This is a genomic window from Nonomuraea sp. NPDC005650, from assembly GCF_040605375.1.
GTDB lineage: Bacteria > Actinomycetota > Actinomycetes > Streptosporangiales > Streptosporangiaceae > Nonomuraea.
This window is the reverse complement of record NZ_JBEXCR010000013.1, coordinates 268,353-282,866: the sequence shown is the minus strand read 5'-3', so window position 1 is coordinate 282,866 and position 14,514 is coordinate 268,353. Positions and strand designations below refer to the sequence as shown.

The 14,514-nt window shown below is 72.9% G+C and carries 17 protein-coding genes; 12 read left to right on the top strand and 5 right to left on the bottom strand.

Annotated features, from left to right (window positions below; all coding sequences use genetic code 11):
• The first annotated feature begins 133 nt into the window (after positions 1-133).
• Together ABZS69_RS23990 and ABZS69_RS23985 are read left to right on the top strand one after the other, a co-directional pair.
• A complete protein-coding gene (locus ABZS69_RS23990) occupies positions 134-475 on the top strand; it encodes a carboxymuconolactone decarboxylase family protein (RefSeq protein ID WP_355376336.1) in 342 nt (113 codons plus the stop codon).
• A gap of 11 nt (positions 476-486) precedes the next feature.
• Positions 487-894, top strand: coding sequence for a cupin domain-containing protein (locus ABZS69_RS23985; protein ID WP_355376333.1), 408 nt, complete (start codon positions 487-489; stop codon positions 892-894).
• Between the two features lie 13 nt (positions 895-907).
• On the opposite strand, the gene ABZS69_RS23980 is transcribed toward ABZS69_RS23985, so the two are convergent.
• Positions 908-1,801, bottom strand: coding sequence for a helix-turn-helix transcriptional regulator (locus tag ABZS69_RS23980; RefSeq protein WP_355376331.1), 894 nt, complete (start codon positions 1,799-1,801; stop codon positions 908-910).
• A 111-nt stretch (positions 1,802-1,912) separates the two neighbouring features.
• On the opposite strand from ABZS69_RS23980, the gene ABZS69_RS23975 reads away from it, so the two are divergent.
• Complete coding sequence (locus tag ABZS69_RS23975; RefSeq protein WP_355376328.1) at positions 1,913-3,226, top strand: multidrug effflux MFS transporter; 1,314 nt, start codon at positions 1,913-1,915, stop codon at positions 3,224-3,226.
• Here ABZS69_RS23975 and ABZS69_RS23970 read toward each other — a convergent pair.
• Positions 3,153-3,890: an NAD(P)-binding domain-containing protein gene (locus ABZS69_RS23970; protein ID WP_355376326.1), complete on the bottom strand. Its 738-nt coding sequence runs from the start codon at positions 3,888-3,890 to the stop codon at positions 3,153-3,155. The two genes, ABZS69_RS23975 and ABZS69_RS23970, sit on opposite strands and share 74 nt — an antisense overlap.
• Positions 3,891-4,006: 116 nt before the next feature.
• On the opposite strand from ABZS69_RS23970, the gene ABZS69_RS23965 reads away from it, so the two are divergent.
• From ABZS69_RS23965 to ABZS69_RS23945, 5 genes are all read left to right on the top strand, one after another.
• Positions 4,007-4,600: a TetR family transcriptional regulator gene (locus ABZS69_RS23965; protein WP_355376323.1), complete on the top strand. Its 594-nt coding sequence runs from the start codon at positions 4,007-4,009 to the stop codon at positions 4,598-4,600.
• A 108-nt stretch (positions 4,601-4,708) separates the two neighbouring features.
• A complete protein-coding gene (locus ABZS69_RS23960) occupies positions 4,709-5,500 on the top strand; it encodes a fumarylacetoacetate hydrolase family protein (protein WP_355376320.1) in 792 nt (263 codons plus the stop codon).
• Positions 5,494-6,387, top strand: a complete 894-nt coding sequence (locus tag ABZS69_RS23955) for an acetaldehyde dehydrogenase (acetylating) (protein ID WP_355376405.1) — start codon at positions 5,494-5,496, stop codon at positions 6,385-6,387. The genes ABZS69_RS23960 and ABZS69_RS23955 overlap by 7 nt, the downstream gene beginning before the upstream one ends.
• Complete coding sequence (gene dmpG / locus ABZS69_RS23950; protein ID WP_355376318.1) at positions 6,384-7,415, top strand: 4-hydroxy-2-oxovalerate aldolase; 1,032 nt, start codon at positions 6,384-6,386, stop codon at positions 7,413-7,415. Before ABZS69_RS23955 ends, dmpG begins: the two co-directional genes overlap by 4 nt.
• Positions 7,416-7,536: 121 nt before the next feature.
• Positions 7,537-8,301 (top strand): SDR family NAD(P)-dependent oxidoreductase, encoded by a 765-nt coding sequence (locus ABZS69_RS23945; protein WP_355376315.1) that lies wholly within the window; start codon positions 7,537-7,539, stop codon positions 8,299-8,301.
• Positions 8,302-8,319: 18 nt separating this feature from the next.
• Here ABZS69_RS23945 and ABZS69_RS23940 read toward each other — a convergent pair whose 3' ends face one another.
• Positions 8,320-9,660: a serine/threonine-protein kinase gene (locus tag ABZS69_RS23940; RefSeq protein ID WP_355376312.1), complete on the bottom strand. Its 1,341-nt coding sequence runs from the start codon at positions 9,658-9,660 to the stop codon at positions 8,320-8,322.
• 159 nt (positions 9,661-9,819) lie between these two features.
• Positions 9,820-10,395 (bottom strand): TetR/AcrR family transcriptional regulator, encoded by a 576-nt coding sequence (locus ABZS69_RS23935; protein WP_355376310.1) that lies wholly within the window; start codon positions 10,393-10,395, stop codon positions 9,820-9,822.
• Positions 10,396-10,491: 96 nt separating this feature from the next.
• Here ABZS69_RS23935 and ABZS69_RS23930 point away from each other — a divergent pair, with 96 nt between their 5' ends.
• From ABZS69_RS23930 to ABZS69_RS23915, 4 genes are read left to right on the top strand one after another with little or no spacing between them, the layout of a single operon-like run.
• Positions 10,492-10,920, top strand: coding sequence for a tautomerase family protein (locus tag ABZS69_RS23930; protein WP_355376307.1), 429 nt, complete (start codon positions 10,492-10,494; stop codon positions 10,918-10,920).
• Entirely contained in the window at positions 10,913-12,064 is a 1,152-nt protein-coding gene (locus tag ABZS69_RS23925; protein ID WP_355376305.1) for an alcohol dehydrogenase catalytic domain-containing protein, read from the top strand. The genes ABZS69_RS23930 and ABZS69_RS23925 overlap by 8 nt, the downstream gene beginning before the upstream one ends.
• The gene (locus ABZS69_RS23920) at positions 12,061-12,486 is read left to right on the top strand and encodes a VOC family protein (RefSeq protein ID WP_355376302.1); all 426 of its coding nucleotides are present in this window, start codon (positions 12,061-12,063) and stop codon (positions 12,484-12,486) included. Before ABZS69_RS23925 ends, ABZS69_RS23920 begins: the two co-directional genes overlap by 4 nt.
• Before the next feature lie 23 nt (positions 12,487-12,509).
• Complete coding sequence (locus ABZS69_RS23915) at positions 12,510-12,980, top strand: tautomerase family protein (RefSeq protein ID WP_355376299.1); 471 nt, start codon at positions 12,510-12,512, stop codon at positions 12,978-12,980.
• Positions 12,981-13,148: 168 nt separating this feature from the next.
• On the opposite strand, the gene ABZS69_RS23910 is transcribed toward ABZS69_RS23915, so the two are convergent.
• Entirely contained in the window at positions 13,149-14,429 is a 1,281-nt protein-coding gene (locus tag ABZS69_RS23910) for an ROK family protein (protein ID WP_355376296.1), read from the bottom strand.
• Between the last annotated feature and the right edge of the window lie 85 nt (positions 14,430-14,514).

Genomic DNA, 14,514 nt, shown 5'->3' with positions numbered 1-14,514 from the left:
GGCCTGTCACACGGTGCTTGACCAGGTGTTTCATGAGAGATGGGGCGCTGTCGGGGCGCGTTCGCCGTACGGGCGTACGCGCCCGGACCTGTCACACGCCTCACTCGCCGAACTGCCGGAAGGATGACCACATATGGCACAGGACAACCAGCCGTCGGGCGCGCGGCAGCTGCTCGGCGACCTCGCGCCGAAGCTGGTCGAGCTCACCGACCAGGTGCTCTTCGGTGACGTGTGGGAGCGGCCCGACCTGTCGCCCCGCGACCGCAGCCTGGTCACGATCACCGCGCTGGCCGCGCTGTACCGCACCGACCAGCTCGACTTCCACCTGCGCAAGGGCCTGGAGAACGGGCTGACCGAGGCCGAGCTGGTCGAGGCGATCACCCACCTGGCCTTCTACGCCGGCTGGCCGGTCACGATGACCGCGATGACCCGGCTCAAGGCCATCGCCGACCAGGCCGGCCGGCCTGCCGCCTGAGGGAGGGACCCATGAAGATCTTGAAGCAGCCGCCGACCGCCAAGCTGCCCGCCGAGTGGTTCACCGGCGACGCCTGGGCCGACGTGATCTACCGGGGCGAGGAGCCCTCCCGCGCGCGGGCGAACCTGGTCAAGTTCGCGCCGGGTGCCCGTACCGCGTGGCACTCGCACGGCCTGGGCCAGACCCTCTACATCGTCGAGGGCGTCGCGCTGATCCAGTCGCGCGGCGGGGAGATCATCGAGGCTCACCCGGGCGACATCGTCCACACGCCGCCGGGCGAGGAGCACTGGCACGGCGCGGCGCCGGACCAGTTCATGATCCATCTCGCGATCTGGGAAGGCGACGGCGCCACCTGGCTGGAACACGTCAGCGACACCGAGTACAACGGCCCGCGCGTCAGCACCCGGACCGCTTCCTGAGAGCGGCCCCCGGCTACGACCAGGCCGCCCGCGGCTCCTGGGCGGAGTCCGCCTCCTGAGAGGCGGCCCAGGACGCGAGCAGGCGCAGCGCCTCCTCGGACGGCGAGCCCGGCTCGGCGGCGTAGATGGTCAGGGTGAGGCCGGGCTCCGCGGCCATCTCCAGCCCCTCGTAGGCGAGGGTGAGGTCTCCGACGATGTGGTGGTGGAAGGTCTTCGTGCCGGTCCCGTGGCGGCGGACGTTGTGGGCGCCCCACCGCCTGCGGAACTCGTCACAGCGCGTCGACAGCTCGCCGATCAGGTCGTGGAGTCCCTTGTCGTGCGGGTCGCGCCCGGCTTCGGTGCGGAGGATGGCGACGGTGGTGTCGGCGAAATAGCCCCAGTCCGGGTAGAACTGGTGGGCTTTGTCGTCGAGGAAGGTGAACCGGGCGATGTTCGCGGGCCGCTGCGGATCGGCGTAGACGTCGGCGTAGAAGGCTCGCGCGAGCCGGTTGGCGGCCAGGAGGTCCATCCGGCCGTTCCGGACGAAGGCGGGTCCTTCGGTGACGGCGTCGAGGGTCCACTGCAGGCTCGGGTGCGGGGTCCACTGTCTCGCCGGGTGCCGCCGCGGCCGTACGATCGCGCCGGTCCTGCCCGCGGCCTGTGCCAGGTTGAGCAGGTGCGCGCGTTCGGCCTCGTCGAGCTGGAGCGCGCGGGCGATGGCCTCCAGCACGCTCGCCGACACCCCGGCGAGGGCCCCTCGTTCGAGCTTCGAGTAGTACTCGATGCTCACGTCCGCCAGCGCGGCGACCTCGCTCCGGCGTAGCCCGGGGACCCGGCGGTTGCTCCCGGAGGGCAGTCCGGCCTGTTCCGGCGTGATCTTGGCTCGCCGCGAGACGAGGAACTCACGGACTTCCTGTCGATTGTCCACACTTCGACCGTACGCCCCACGGCTCACGGGCAGGGATGCCCTGCCAGTACACCTTTTATTAAGAACTCCCTGGTCAGGGGCGTTCAGGGTTTTCTGGACAGCGTGACCGCCATGTCCCCACGCGCACAGGCCGTCGGCCGCCCCCTGGCGATCGTCCTCGGCCTGCTGACGATCTTCGGTCCGATCTCCATGGACCTCTACCTGCCCGTACTCCCCGCGCTCACCACCGAACTCCGGTCCGCGACGTCGGTCGCGCAGCTGACCGTCACGGCGTGCCTGCTCGGCCTGGCCATGGGCCAGGTCGTCGCCGGGCCGCTGTCCGACAGGCTCGGCCGCCGCCGCCCGCTCCTGGCCGGCGTCGTCGCCTACATCCTCACCTCGGCGCTGTGCGCCCTCAGCCCGGCCATCGAGACCCTCGTCGCCGCGCGATTCGTCCAAGGTCTCGCCGGCGGCGTGGGCATCGTGATCGCGCAGGCCGCGGGCCGCGACGTCTACTCCGGCGGCAAGCTCCTGCGGTACTACGGCCGCCTGACCGTGATCGGCGGGCTCGCCGCCATCGTCGGCCCGGTGATCGGCGGGCAGCTCGCCTCCGTCACCGACTGGCGCGGCATCTTCCTGTTCCTGTCGGCGATCGGTGTGGCGATCCTGGTCGCCTCGCTCGCCGTCTTCCGCGAGACGCTGCCGCCGGGGGAGCGCGTCGCCGGTGGGCTCGCGCGGACCGGGCGCGACTTCGGCCGGCTGCTGCGCGACCGCGTGTTCGTCGGCGCCGTGCTCGTCACCGGTTTCCTGAACGCCGCCCTGTTCGCCTACCTCAGCGGCGCGACGTACGTCCTGCAGGGGATTTACCAGCTTTCCCCGCAGGGGTACTCGTTCGCGTTCGGGCTGAACTCGCTCGGTTACATGGCGTTCGGCTTCACCGCCGGCCGCCTCGCCGAGCGGTGGTCGGAGCGGCGGACCCTGGTGGCCGGGCTCGTGCTGTGCCTCGCCGGCACCGGCGGGCTGCTCGCCACCGCGGCCCTCCACCTGCCGCTGATCGCCATGATCCTCTCGCTGTTCACGATGGTCGGCGGCGTGGCGGCCACGACCCCGCCGACGATCTCCCTCGCCCTGGCGAACTACCCCGACATCGCGGGCACGGCCTCCTCGCTGCTCGGGCTGGCCCGCTACGCGTTCGGCGGCCTCGCCGCACCCCTCGTCGGGCTCGGCGGCGCCGGCGACGCCACCCCGCTCGGGCTCGTCACCGTCGCCTCGGCCGTGCTCGCCGCGATCGTCTACCTCACGTCCATCCGCGCTCCGAAGCCGTCCGCCGCGGGGAGCCCGCAGCCGTACGACACCCTCGCCGCCCGGCCCGTCAGTCCTCCGGGGACGCCGCGTCGCGGACGGCCAGGTCGGTCAGCTTCCTCACCTCGTCGGCGGGCACCGTGACTCCGGGAGTCTCCAGGAACCAGCGGTACGTCTCGTCGAGGCTCAGCTCCTCGGACCGCTCCGCCGGGAAGTACGGCTGGACGTAGACAGGGGTGCCGGGCTGGCTGCGCCAGCTCTCGGCGAGCGTGCCGATGTCCACCGCGTCGTAGCCGAGCAGGTCCAGGAGCCGCGCCACCTGGGCGTTGGCGGCTGGGTCGTCACCCGCGACGGGCAGGGCGCTGCGGTCGGGGGCGCCGGCGGGGCGGGCGAGGGTGGCCAGGCGGTGGAAGTCGATGTTGTTGAACGCCTTGACCACGCGGGAGCCGGCCAGGTGCCGCTGCACCAGGGTGCTGGAGGTCGCCGTTCCCGCGTCCAGCTCCGGGATGCGGCCGTCGCGGTCGGGATAGTAGTTCATCGTGTCGATGACCGTCTTGCCGGCCAGGGCGGCGGCCGGGAGCTGGTCGTAGGCGTGCAACGGGATGGTGGCCACCACCAGGTCGCCGGCGCGGGCGGCTTCGGCGGGCGTGGCCGCCGTCGCGTGCTCGCCCAGCTCGGCGACGAGGTCGGCGAGGGATTCCGGGCCGCGCGAGTTGCTGAGGACGACGTCCACGCCGGAGGCGACGGCGAGGCGGGCCACCACGCCGCCGATCATGCCGCTGCCGATGAGTCCGAGAGTCTGGATCACGGTGTCATGTCTCCTCAAACCGATGAGCCTAAATTTCGAAGGTGAAACTGAGTGTCAGGTTAGCGACGCGGTTCTGTCTCTGCAAGCCAGGACCGAATGAGAGGTAGGATCGCCGGGTGGCCGAAGCAGCGCGGACGAGCACGCGAGACATCGCACGGGCCGCCGTGCGGGCCGAGCTGGCCCAGGTGGCCTTCGACCTGTTCATGCGCGAGGGCTTCGACCAGGTCACGATCAACGACCTGGCCGAGGCGGCCGGGGTCTCCCGCAGCACCTTCCTGCGCTACTTCGGCACCAAGGAGGACGCCGTCGTCGGCGCCCTCGACGCCCAGGGCGACAAGGTCTCCGGCGCCCTGCGCGCCCGCCCCGCCGGCGAGGACGACTGGACGGCGCTGCGGCGGGCGCTCGACGCCGTCATCGAGCTCTATCACCAGGACCGCGCCGGCACCCTCGCGACGACCCGCCTCATCAGGGACACTCCGGCCCTGTGCGCGCGCCACCTGGAGAAGCAGCACTGCTGGCGCCCCTACCTGGTCCAGGCCCTCGCCGAGCGCGCGGCAGCCCCTCGATCCACGGCGCTGGCCCAGTCCGTACGGGTGGCCGCCGCCCTCGACTGCCTGAACATCGCGGTCGACCACTGGACCGCGTCCGACGGCCGGCTCGACCTCGTCGAGCTCCTCGACGAGGCCTTCGCCGCGCTCGCGCCCCGCTGAAGAACGAGGCCGGGTCGCCGGCGTGTCCCGCCTGGCGGGACGGTTTGCTTGCCCGACGCCGCCTCCGAACAGCATGGTCTGCCCGGGAGAAACAACGGAAGGATCACGATGGACCCTCGTTCCATTGGTGACGCCGCGACCGGGCTGCTGGACGCGTACGCCACGCGGACCCCGATCGCGCCACTCACCACGACATATCCGGATATGTCGGTTTCGGACGCGTACGAGATCCAGCTCAGCCAGGTAGAGGCGTGGCAGGCGGCCGGCGCCCGGATCGTGGGGCACAAGGTCGGCCTGACCTCGGCGGCGATGCGCCGTCAGCTCGGCGTGGATCAGCCCGACTACGGTCACCTGCTCGACGGCATGGCCCACCTGGACGGCGCGCCCATCGAGGCCGGGCGCTTCCTCCAGCCGCGCATCGAGCCCGAGATCGCCTTCGTCCTCGGCAAACCGCTGGCGGGCCCGGGCGTGACGGCCGCGACGGCGGCGGCCGCGGTCGACTTCGTGCTGCCCGCCCTGGAGATCATCGACTCGCGCATCGCGGACTGGAAGATCACGCTGGCCGACACCATCGCCGACAACGCCTCCAGCGGCGGGTTCGTGCTCGGCAACCGGCCGACGAAGCTCGCGGACGTCGACCTGGCGCTGACCGGCTGCCTGCTGCACCGCAACGGCGAACTGGTCCAGACGGGCGCCGGCGGCGCCGTGCTCGGATCCCCGCTGAACGCGCTGGTGTGGCTGGCCAACGTCCTCGGCGAGCGTAAGGTGGCGCTGGATGCCGGGCACGTCGTGCTGCCCGGCTCGGTCACCGCGGCGATCCCCGTGGAGCGGGGCGACGTCGTGACGGCGACCTTCGCCGGCCTCGGCGCGGTCACCGCGAACTTCGGGCAGGCATCGTGAGCAGGCTGACGGCGGCCATCGTCGGCCCCGGCAACATCGGCACCGACCTGCTGGTCAAGCTGCTGCGCAGCGAGGCCGTCGAGGTCCACTCGATGGTGGGCGTGGACCCCGGCTCCGACGGCCTGGCGCGGGCCCGTTCGCTCGGCGTCGAGGCGTCGGCGGGCGGCGTGGACTGGCTGCTGGCCCAGGACACCCTGCCGGACCTGGTCTTCGAGGCCACCTCCGCCAAGGCGCACGCGGCCAACGCCCCCCGCTACGCCGAGGCGGGCATCACCGCGATCGACCTCACCCCCGCCGCCGTCGGCCCGTTCGTGTGCCCGCCGGTCAACCTGGACACGCTGTCGGACGCGCCCAACCTCAACATGATCACGTGCGGCGGGCAGGCGACGATCCCGATCGTGCACGCCGTCTCGCGCGTGGTCCCGGTGGCGTACGCCGAGATCGTCGCCTCCATCGCCTCCCGCTCGGCCGGTCCGGGCACCCGGGCCAACATCGACGAGTTCACCCAGACCACCGCCCGTGCCATCGAGACGGTCGGCGGCGCCGCCAAGGGCAAGGCGATCATCATCCTCAACCCCGTCACCCCGCCGATGATCATGCGGGACACGGTGTTCTGCGCGATCCCCGCCGACGCCGACACCGCCGCGATCGGCGCGTCGATCCAGGCGATGGCGGCCGAGGTGGCCGCGTACGTGCCCGGCTACACCCTGCGCGCCGAGCCGCAGTTCGACCCGCCGCGCGAGATCTGGAACGGCATGGCCCGCGTCGCCGTCTTCCTCGAGGTGCGCGGCAACGGCGACTACCTGCCGCCGTGGGCCGGCAACCTCGACATCATGACCGCCGCGGCCGCCCGCGTCGGCGAGCGACTCGCGAAGGTGGGCGCATGACCGCCAAGATCAGGATCACCGACTCCACCCTGCGCGACGGCAGCCACGCGATGGCCCACCGCTTCACCGAGGAGCAGGTACGCGGTGTCGTGCACGCCCTGGACAGCGCCGGGGTGGAGGTCATCGAGGTCACCCATGGCGACGGGCTGGGCGGCTCGTCGTTCAACTACGGGTTCTCGCTGGAGGACGACATCAAGCTGGTGGGCGCCGCGGTGGACGAGGCGCGCGAAGCCAGAATCGCCGTCCTGCTGCTGCCCGGCCTCGGCACGGTCGAGGACCTGAGGAAGGCCCACGGCGCGGGCGCCTCGGTGGCGCGCATCGCCACCCACTGCACCGAGGCCGACGTCTCGCTCCAGCACTTCGCCGCCGCCCGCGAACTGGGCATGGAGACCGTGGGCTTCCTCATGCTGTCGCACCGCGTCGGCCCGGCCGAGCTGGCCGCCCAGGCGCGGATCATGGTGGACGGCGGCGCCCAGTGCGTCTACGTGGTCGACTCGGCCGGAGCCCTGGTGCTCGGCGAGGCCCAGGCCCGCGTCAGCGCGCTGGTCGAGGAGATCGGCCACCAGGCGGAGGTCGGGTTCCACGGCCACCAGAACCTCTCGCTCGGCGTCGCCAACTCGGTGCTGGCCACCCAGAACGGCGCCCGCCAGATCGACGGAGCCCTGTGCGCGCTGGGCGCCGGGGCGGGCAACTCGCCCACCGAGGTGCTGGTCGCCACCTTCGAGCGGCTCGGCATCCCGACCGGGGTGAACGTGCAGGGCGCGCTGGCCGCCGCCGAGGACGTGGTCAAGCCGTTCCTGCGGCGGCTGCCGTTCGCCGACCGCTCGGCGATCACCCAGGGCTACGCGGGGGTGTACTCCAGCTTCCTGCTGCACGCCGAGCGCGCCGCCGAGCGGTACGGCGTACCGGCCCACGAGATCCTGCAGCGGGTCGGCGAGGCCGGTTACGTCGGCGGCCAGGAGGACATGATCATCGACGTCGCCCTTCAGCTCGTCGAGGAGCGCGACCGCGCGGACGCCCGGGTCTGACGTGCGCGTACGGCCCCGCACCGTCGCGGTCCGGGGCCGCCCGCCTCCCCCGGATCCGGCTCCGGCACGCGACGGAGTAATCTGCGAAGAGCATCATGCGACGTGGCTGATGGGGGCTTCGATGGCGGATCGGTTGAACGGCACCGTGGCGTTGATCACGGGAGCGTCGAGCGGCATCGGGGCCGCGACCGGGCTGGCGCTGGCCGCCCAGGGGGCCACCGTCGCGCTGGTGGCCAGGCGGGCCGATCGCCTGAACGAGCTGGCCGACAAGATCCGCGGCCAGGGCGGCACCGCGCTGACGCTGGTGGCCGACGTCGGCGACGAACGGCAGGCCCGGGAGGTCGTCGAGCGCACCGCGACCGAGCTCGGGCGGCTCGACACCCTGGTCAACAACGCCGGGGTGATGCTGCTCGGCCCGGCCGCCGACGCGCCGCTCGAAGAGTGGCAGCGCATGGTGCAGGTCAACGTGCTCGGCGTGCTCTACTGCGCGCACGCCGCGCTGCCGTACCTGGTACGCGCCGCCGCCGACGGCCCGCGCCGGGTGGCCGACCTGGTGAACATCAGCTCGGTGGCCGGGCGGGTGGCGCGCAGCGGCAGCGGGGTCTACAACCTCACCAAGCACGGCGTGGGGGCGTTCAGCGAGTCGCTGCGCCAGGAGTTCGCCGGCCGGCACGTGCGGGTGTCGCTGGTCGAGCCGGGAGCGGTGGAGACCGAGCTGACCGGGCACAACCGCCCGCAGATCCAGGAGCAGATCAGCCAGCGGTTCGCCGCGGTGGAGCGCATGCAGGCCGAGGACATCGCCGACGCGATCAGCTACATCGTGACCAGGCCCCGGCGCGTCGCGATCAACGAGCTGCTGGTGCGGCCCACCGAGCAGGAGGGCTGACCGGGACACGCCGCATGATCATCCGGCCGTCCAGGTGAACTTGTTGGAGACGATCCGTTCCCCGTCCGGCCCTTCGGCGACGACCCACACCTTCTGGCCGACCGCGTTGCACGGGAACCGGTTGTCCGTGTGCTGCTCGCCGTTCTCGTCGGGGGTGAACGACGCTCCCGGGTTGAACGCGCCCCAGTTGCTGGTGTACGGCCGGAAACGATATTTGGTGCCCGGCTTGAGGCCGGTGGCCCGGAACTCGACGAAGGCGCAGTTCTTCCGGCAATTGCCGTAGGTCGTCGACGGGCCCTTGGACGCGACGATCTTCGCCTCCGTCACCGCCCTGGCGCTGGGCGAGGCCGCGGGCGGCGAGGTCTGGGCGGGTGGGGTGGGGCGGTCATCGCGGCCGGTGAGCCAGGCCGTGCCGGTCACGGCCAGCGCAGAGGCGGCCGCGACCGCGGTGAGCGCCTGCCACCGGCGCCGGGCGGCGGTGTACGCCTGCCAGCGGCGCCGGGCGGCGGTGTGCGCCTTCCGCCACAGCGATGGCGGGTCGGCGAGGTCGCGCAGCGCGTCGCGGGCTCCGCCGGCGGTCGGCCGCCTGCCCGGGTCGCTCTGGAGCATCGCCGTCAGCGCCGGGCGCAGCGGCCCGACATCCCCGCTCATCTCGATGACGCCGTGGTGCGCCCCCCATTCCACGACGCGCTCGTCCCCTTCGTCGGCCGCCACGCCGCCGTGCGCCCAGGGGCGAGGAGGGTTCCCGGTGACCAGGGCGTAGACGGTGGCGCCGAGGGAGAACACGTCGGAGGCCGCGTCCGGCCGGCCGCCGATGAGCTCGGGTCCGGCGTAGTCGGGCGTGTAGGAGATCGGGCGGTCGGGCGAGATCGTCTCCGCGCCGCCGAGCCGCCGCGCGGCGTCGAAGTCGGTCAGTTTCGCCGTTTCTCCGGCGTCCATGACGATGTTGGCGGGCTTCACGTCGCAGTGGATCAGCCCGCTGCGGTGCAGCGCCGCCAGCGCGTCGGCGATCTGCGCCCCGATCCGGGCCGCCTCCCGGGGGGAGAATCTCCTGCCCGACAGGCTGCCGTCCGGCACCCGCTCCATGACCAGCCACGTGCCGGCCCGAGGGCCGTCATCGACGGTCAGGACGTCGTGGACGGTGACGATGTGGCGGTGGACGAGCCTGGCCAGCGCGCGGGCCTCGCCCGAATGGGTGCGCTTGAGCACGACGGCGCGGCTCAGCTCCTCGTCGTGGGCGAAGAGCACCTCGCCCTTGCCCTCGGCCGCCCCCTGCTCCAGCCGGAACCGCGCATCGAACCTCCGCCCGGGCTCGCCGCTCTCCCCATCGCCCTGGCCGCCCTCCCCGTCCAGCGCCAATTCGCCCGCCTCCGTAGTGATTCGGTGCCGGGGCGAAGTATCCCAAACTTCTTACCCATTCGTCACACACGGTAGGAGAGTCGGCCGCGAGAGTGATAGAGGTCTTCCGTGGCGCGCCGGCGTCCACGGGCCGCCTCGGCTCGTACGAAGCCGATGCGGCTAGCCGCCGGTCGCGTGCCGGACCAGCGCTTCGAGCTGGGCGGTGACGTCGTCCAGGGGGCGGATGTCGCGTTGGGCGCGGCACATCGCCACCGTGCCCTCCGTCGACGCCACGATCAGGGTCGCCAGCTGGGACGCCTGGGCCGGGTCGGCGCCGTGCTCGCGCAATGCCGAGGCGAGCATCCGTTCCCAGGTCCTGAACACGTCGGCGGCCGCGTCGATCGCCTCGGGAGGGCCGTCGGCGGGAGGCTCTTCGACCGCGACGGCCAGGACGGGACAGCCGGCGCGGAAGTCGCTGTCGAGGACGGTCTGCCGCCACAGGGTCAGGAACGCGCGCAGACCCGCCGCCGGGCCGGCCTGAAGCTCCCGCTCCAGGACCCGCGTGACCAGGTCGCCGGCGAAGCGGACCGCCTCGGCGGCCAGTTGCTGCTTGCCGCGCGGGAAGTAGTGGTAGGTGGAGCCGAGAGGCGCGCCGGAGTGCGCGGCCAGGTCCCGGACCGTGCTCCCGGCCAGGCCGCGCCGCCGGATCAGGTCGGCCGCGCCGAAGATGATCCGCTCCCGTGACCGCGATTCCATATGGTAACTCCAGGTTGATTATGACGTGCGTTATAGCCTACCGTGAGCAGCGATTATAACGACCGTCATAACTTCGGTGGCCTCAGGAGGCAGCCCATGCCGATGATCCAGCTCACCGCTCCGGCCGGGGCGCTGACCGACCGGGGCCGGGCGGAGGTCCAGCGGGAGCTCGCGCGGGCGCTGCTGCGCTGGGAGGGCGCCCCGGACGCGGCGTTCTTCCGCGCCCAGGCGTGGAGCTATCTCCACGAACCGCCCGCCGAGGCGCAGACGACCGCCGAGGACGACCTGCCGCGCTTCCGCGTCGACGTCACCGTCCCGGAGGGAGCGCTGTCGGACCGGCGCAAGAGCGGGCTCGTCGAGGAGGCGACGCGGATCGTGCTGAAGGCGGCCGGGCTGACGGACTCCGACGCGCTGCGGGTGTGGGTGCTCATCCACGAGCAGGCCGACGGCACCTGGGGAGCGGGCGGCTCGGTCATCCGCTACGCGGACCTGAAGGCCCTGGCCAAGGACGCCACGAATGCGTGAGCACCTGCCCGGCGACGGTGTGCGCGAGCTCGTCTTCCTGCGCAGCGGGCGCCTGGCCTGGCGCGAGCGGGCCGCACCGCAACCGGCCGAGCCGGGCGACGCGATCGTCCGCCCGTTCCTGGCCGGCCGGTGCGACGGTGACACCCTGCCGATCCACCGGCCGGTCTCGCGAGCGCTGCAAGCCGGGATGGCGCTCGGCCTCGTCGACCCGATCGTCGGCTCGATCTGCGGGAAGGTCCCCTTCAGAGGGCCTTTCCCGATCGGCCACGAATGCGTCGCCGAAGTCGTCGCCGTCGGGTCCGGCGTGCGACGGGTCCGGATCGGGCAGACCGTCGTCGTGCCCTGGGCGATCTCCTGCGGCACCTGCCCCCGCTGCCTGGCCGGGCTCACCTCCAAATGCGCCACCACCACCGGCGGCACCCTCGCCGCCTACGGGTTCGGCCCCGCCAGCGGCCCGTGGGGCGGCATGGTCACCGACCGGATCCGCGTCCCCCACGCCGACCACATGCTCGTCCCCGTCCCGGACGGCGTTCCGCCGGTTCGCGTGGCCGCGGCCAGTGACAACCTCGCCGACGCCTGGCGCACGGTCGTCCCCCCGCTCACCCATCGCGAAGGCGGCAGGGTGCTCGTCCTCGGCGGCGGCGCCAAGAGCATCGGCCTGTACGCCGCCGGACTCGCCCGCGCCCACGGCGCGGAAACCGTTCACTACCTCGACGACAGCCGGCGGCGACGCGAGATCGCCGAATCCTTCGGCGCCGAAGCCCGGCCACTGGCCGGTCCTGCCGACGGCGGCTACGACGTCGTCGTCGAGGCCACCTCACGCGCCCCGGGCCTGCGCAGGGCGCTCGCCGCGACGGCCCCCGGCGGCGTGTGCACCGCCGTGGGCTACTACCTCGCGACCGGCACCCGCGTCCCCCTCATGCGCATGTACGCCACCGACATCACCCTGCGCGTAGGCGTCTCCCATGCCCGCGCCACCCTGCCCGACCTCCTGGAGTTCGTCCACCGCAGCGGCTTCCCCGCCGAGAACGTCATCACCCTGCTCGCGGACTGGGACGACGCCCCCACCGCCTACGCCGCCCGCACCACCAAACTCGTCCTGGCCCGCGACCCGCTCCCGACCGGAAACGGGCCCACATCATGATCAACCTGCACCACGCCCACCTGATGGCCGGCGACATCGACGCCACCATCGCCTTCTGGCGTGACGGCTTCGGCGCCCAGGTGGTGTACGACGACGTCTTCGCCGGCGCCCGCAACGTCTTCCTGACCGTCGGCGCCGGCCGCATCCACCTCTACGACCAGCCTCCCCCCACCACCGAACGCTCCACCGTCCACCACCTGGGCATCCAGACCGACGAGCTGGACGCGGTCGTGGAACGGCTGCGGGCCATGGACGTCTCGGTCACCCCCATTCGCCACGAGCCCACCGCCCGCTACGCCATGGCCGAGGGCCCCGACCGGCTCCTGCTGGAGATCTTCCAACCCGACCCCGCGGCGCTGCCTCCCGCGCTCCGGTCCTACTTCGCCCTGCCCGTCCGCCCGCACACCTCGTCGGAGGGGTGACCCTCACTCAGTAGGAGGAAACAATGACAGTGATCAGGGTGACCGCGCCGCAGGGACGGCTGACCGTCGAACAGCGGCGCCTGCTGGCGCGTACGCTGACCGACGCGGTCCTGGTGCCGGAGGTCGGGCAGCTCGCGGAGGCCGCCCGGGTGGGCTTCCAGGTCCACTTCGCCGAGCGCGCGCCCGACATGATGGCGATCGGCGGGGTCCTGCTCGCCGACGCCGGGCAGGACGTGATGGTCGTCGACGTGGCGGTCATGGACGCCGACTGGCGACGCGAGGTCCGCGCCGAGGCCATCGAACGCATCCTGGCGGCGCTGGCCGCGGCCTGCGGGTTGCCGGCCCCGTCCCCGACATGGTGGGTGAACTTCCGGGTGATCGAGGACGGCAGCTGGGGCTCGGGCGGTCGCGTCCTGTCGATCCTCGACCTGCTGGACTCGGGGGTGTTCACCGAGGAACGCGCCGAGGCGGTACGCGCGGCGCTGTCGTCCTGACACTTCCCTTGGACCGGGCCGGAGCCCGGCGGACGGCCGGCGCCGCTCCCGCCAGGACCAGCAGGGCACCGGCGACCGTACGCGCGGTGATCGGTTCGGAGAGCAGGAGCACGCCGGCCGAGACCGCCACGACCGGGGCGACGTACATGATGAACGCCGCCCGGCCTGTCAGGTGACCGTGAGCGTGTCGCGCCACACCTCGTCCAGGGCCATCTGGATCGCGCCGGTGAGCACGGTGCCCTCGGCGAACTCCGACAACTCCACGCTCGGCGGGGTGAGGGTCAGCTCCCTGAGGTGCCGCGCTATCGCGTCTAGCAGGACCGCCCCGGCTCGGGCGATGCCGCCGCCGATCACTATCGCGTGCGGGGACAGCACGAGGACGACGGGCGCGATCGCCTCGGCGAAGACGGCGGCGACCCGGTCGACGACCTCGATGGCGATCGGGTCACCCCCGGCCGCGGCGGCGAAGACGGCGGCCGCGTCCCGCGCGCGGGCGAGCCCGGACTCCGGGTGACCCGCGGCGCGGCGGCGGGCGAGCTCGACGATCGCCTCGGCGCCGATCGCCCGCTCCAACGGCCCACGCCCGTCCCCGGCCACGTCGGCAAGGTCCCCGGCCGGGTGGGGGAGGTCCCCGGTCGGGTCGGAAAGATCCTTGGCCGCGTCGGGGCCCCCGGGCGGGTCGGGACGGTCGCCGGGTGGGCGGATGAAGCCGATCTCGCCGGCCTGGCCCGCGCCCCGGTGCAGCCGCCCGTCGATGACGACACCGGCCCCGAGCCGCTCGCCCCACTGAACCGCGAGCAGGGTGCCCGCCCCGGGACGCTGGCGGACGGCCGCCAGCGCGGCCAGGTTCGCGTCGTTCTCCACCGTGACCGCGCACCGGAAACGAGCCCGCAGCCGGTCGGCGAGGTCGATCTCCGACCAGCCCGGCACGCTCGGGGCGAACAGCACCCGCCCGGTGGCCACCTCGACGATGCCCGGGGTCGCCGCGGTGACCGCCGTGATCTGCCCGGCGGTCAGGCCGGCCGCCGCCAGCGCCTCGTCCGTCGCCTCGTCGACCGCCTCAAGCAGGTGCCGGGCGCCGCGGCGGCCGACCGGCCGGCGGATCAGCGCGAGGCGCTCGCCGGCCAGGTCGGCGATCCCCGCCGTCACGGTGTGCGGGCCGACGTCCAGGCCGAGCACGGGCGCCGCCCGGCCGTTCAGTGAGAACCGCGACGCCGGCCTGCCCACCGTCCTGCTCGTGGTGGCGGGCTCGGGCGCGTGCTGCCGCAGCCATCCGGCGGCCAGCAGGTCCTCCACGGCCTGGGCGACCGTCGGGCGGGTGAGCTCGGTCAGCTGGACGAGTTCGGCCACCCGTACGGGCTCGGGCGCGCGCCGCCGGACCGCGTCGAGCACCGCCGCCCGGTTCATCCTCCGCAGGACCGGCGTGCCCGCCGGCCGTTCCTCCGTCATCCGCCCCTCGCTGTCCGATTCATGAACATCCGTCGCGAGATCTTGACCTTATGCCGCCCGCGGCCGAATATGTTTCGCAGAGACC

Bases quoted from the DNA above. Each gene is read 5' to 3' on its own strand.
- ABZS69_RS23935 (WP_355376310.1), bottom strand. From the start codon at position 10,395: ATGGAATCGCGGTCACGGGAGCGGATCATCTTCGGCGCGGCCGACCTG.
- ABZS69_RS23915 (WP_355376299.1), top strand. From the start codon at position 12,510: ATGACAGTGATCAGGGTGACCGCGCCGCAGGGACGGCTGACCGTCGAA.
- ABZS69_RS23910 (WP_355376296.1), bottom strand. From the start codon at position 14,429: ATGACGGAGGAACGGCCGGCGGGCACGCCGGTCCTGCGGAGGATGAAC.
- ABZS69_RS23945 (WP_355376315.1), top strand. From the start codon at position 7,537: ATGGCGGATCGGTTGAACGGCACCGTGGCGTTGATCACGGGAGCGTCG.
- ABZS69_RS23975 (WP_355376328.1), top strand. From the start codon at position 1,913: ATGTCCCCACGCGCACAGGCCGTCGGCCGCCCCCTGGCGATCGTCCTC.
- ABZS69_RS23985 (WP_355376333.1), top strand. From the start codon at position 487: ATGAAGATCTTGAAGCAGCCGCCGACCGCCAAGCTGCCCGCCGAGTGG.
- dmpG (WP_355376318.1), top strand. From the start codon at position 6,384: ATGACCGCCAAGATCAGGATCACCGACTCCACCCTGCGCGACGGCAGC.
- ABZS69_RS23990 (WP_355376336.1), top strand. From the start codon at position 134: ATGGCACAGGACAACCAGCCGTCGGGCGCGCGGCAGCTGCTCGGCGAC.
- ABZS69_RS23960 (WP_355376320.1), top strand. From the start codon at position 4,709: ATGGACCCTCGTTCCATTGGTGACGCCGCGACCGGGCTGCTGGACGCG.
- ABZS69_RS23925 (WP_355376305.1), top strand. From the start codon at position 10,913: ATGCGTGAGCACCTGCCCGGCGACGGTGTGCGCGAGCTCGTCTTCCTG.
- ABZS69_RS23930 (WP_355376307.1), top strand. From the start codon at position 10,492: ATGCCGATGATCCAGCTCACCGCTCCGGCCGGGGCGCTGACCGACCGG.
- ABZS69_RS23920 (WP_355376302.1), top strand. From the start codon at position 12,061: ATGATCAACCTGCACCACGCCCACCTGATGGCCGGCGACATCGACGCC.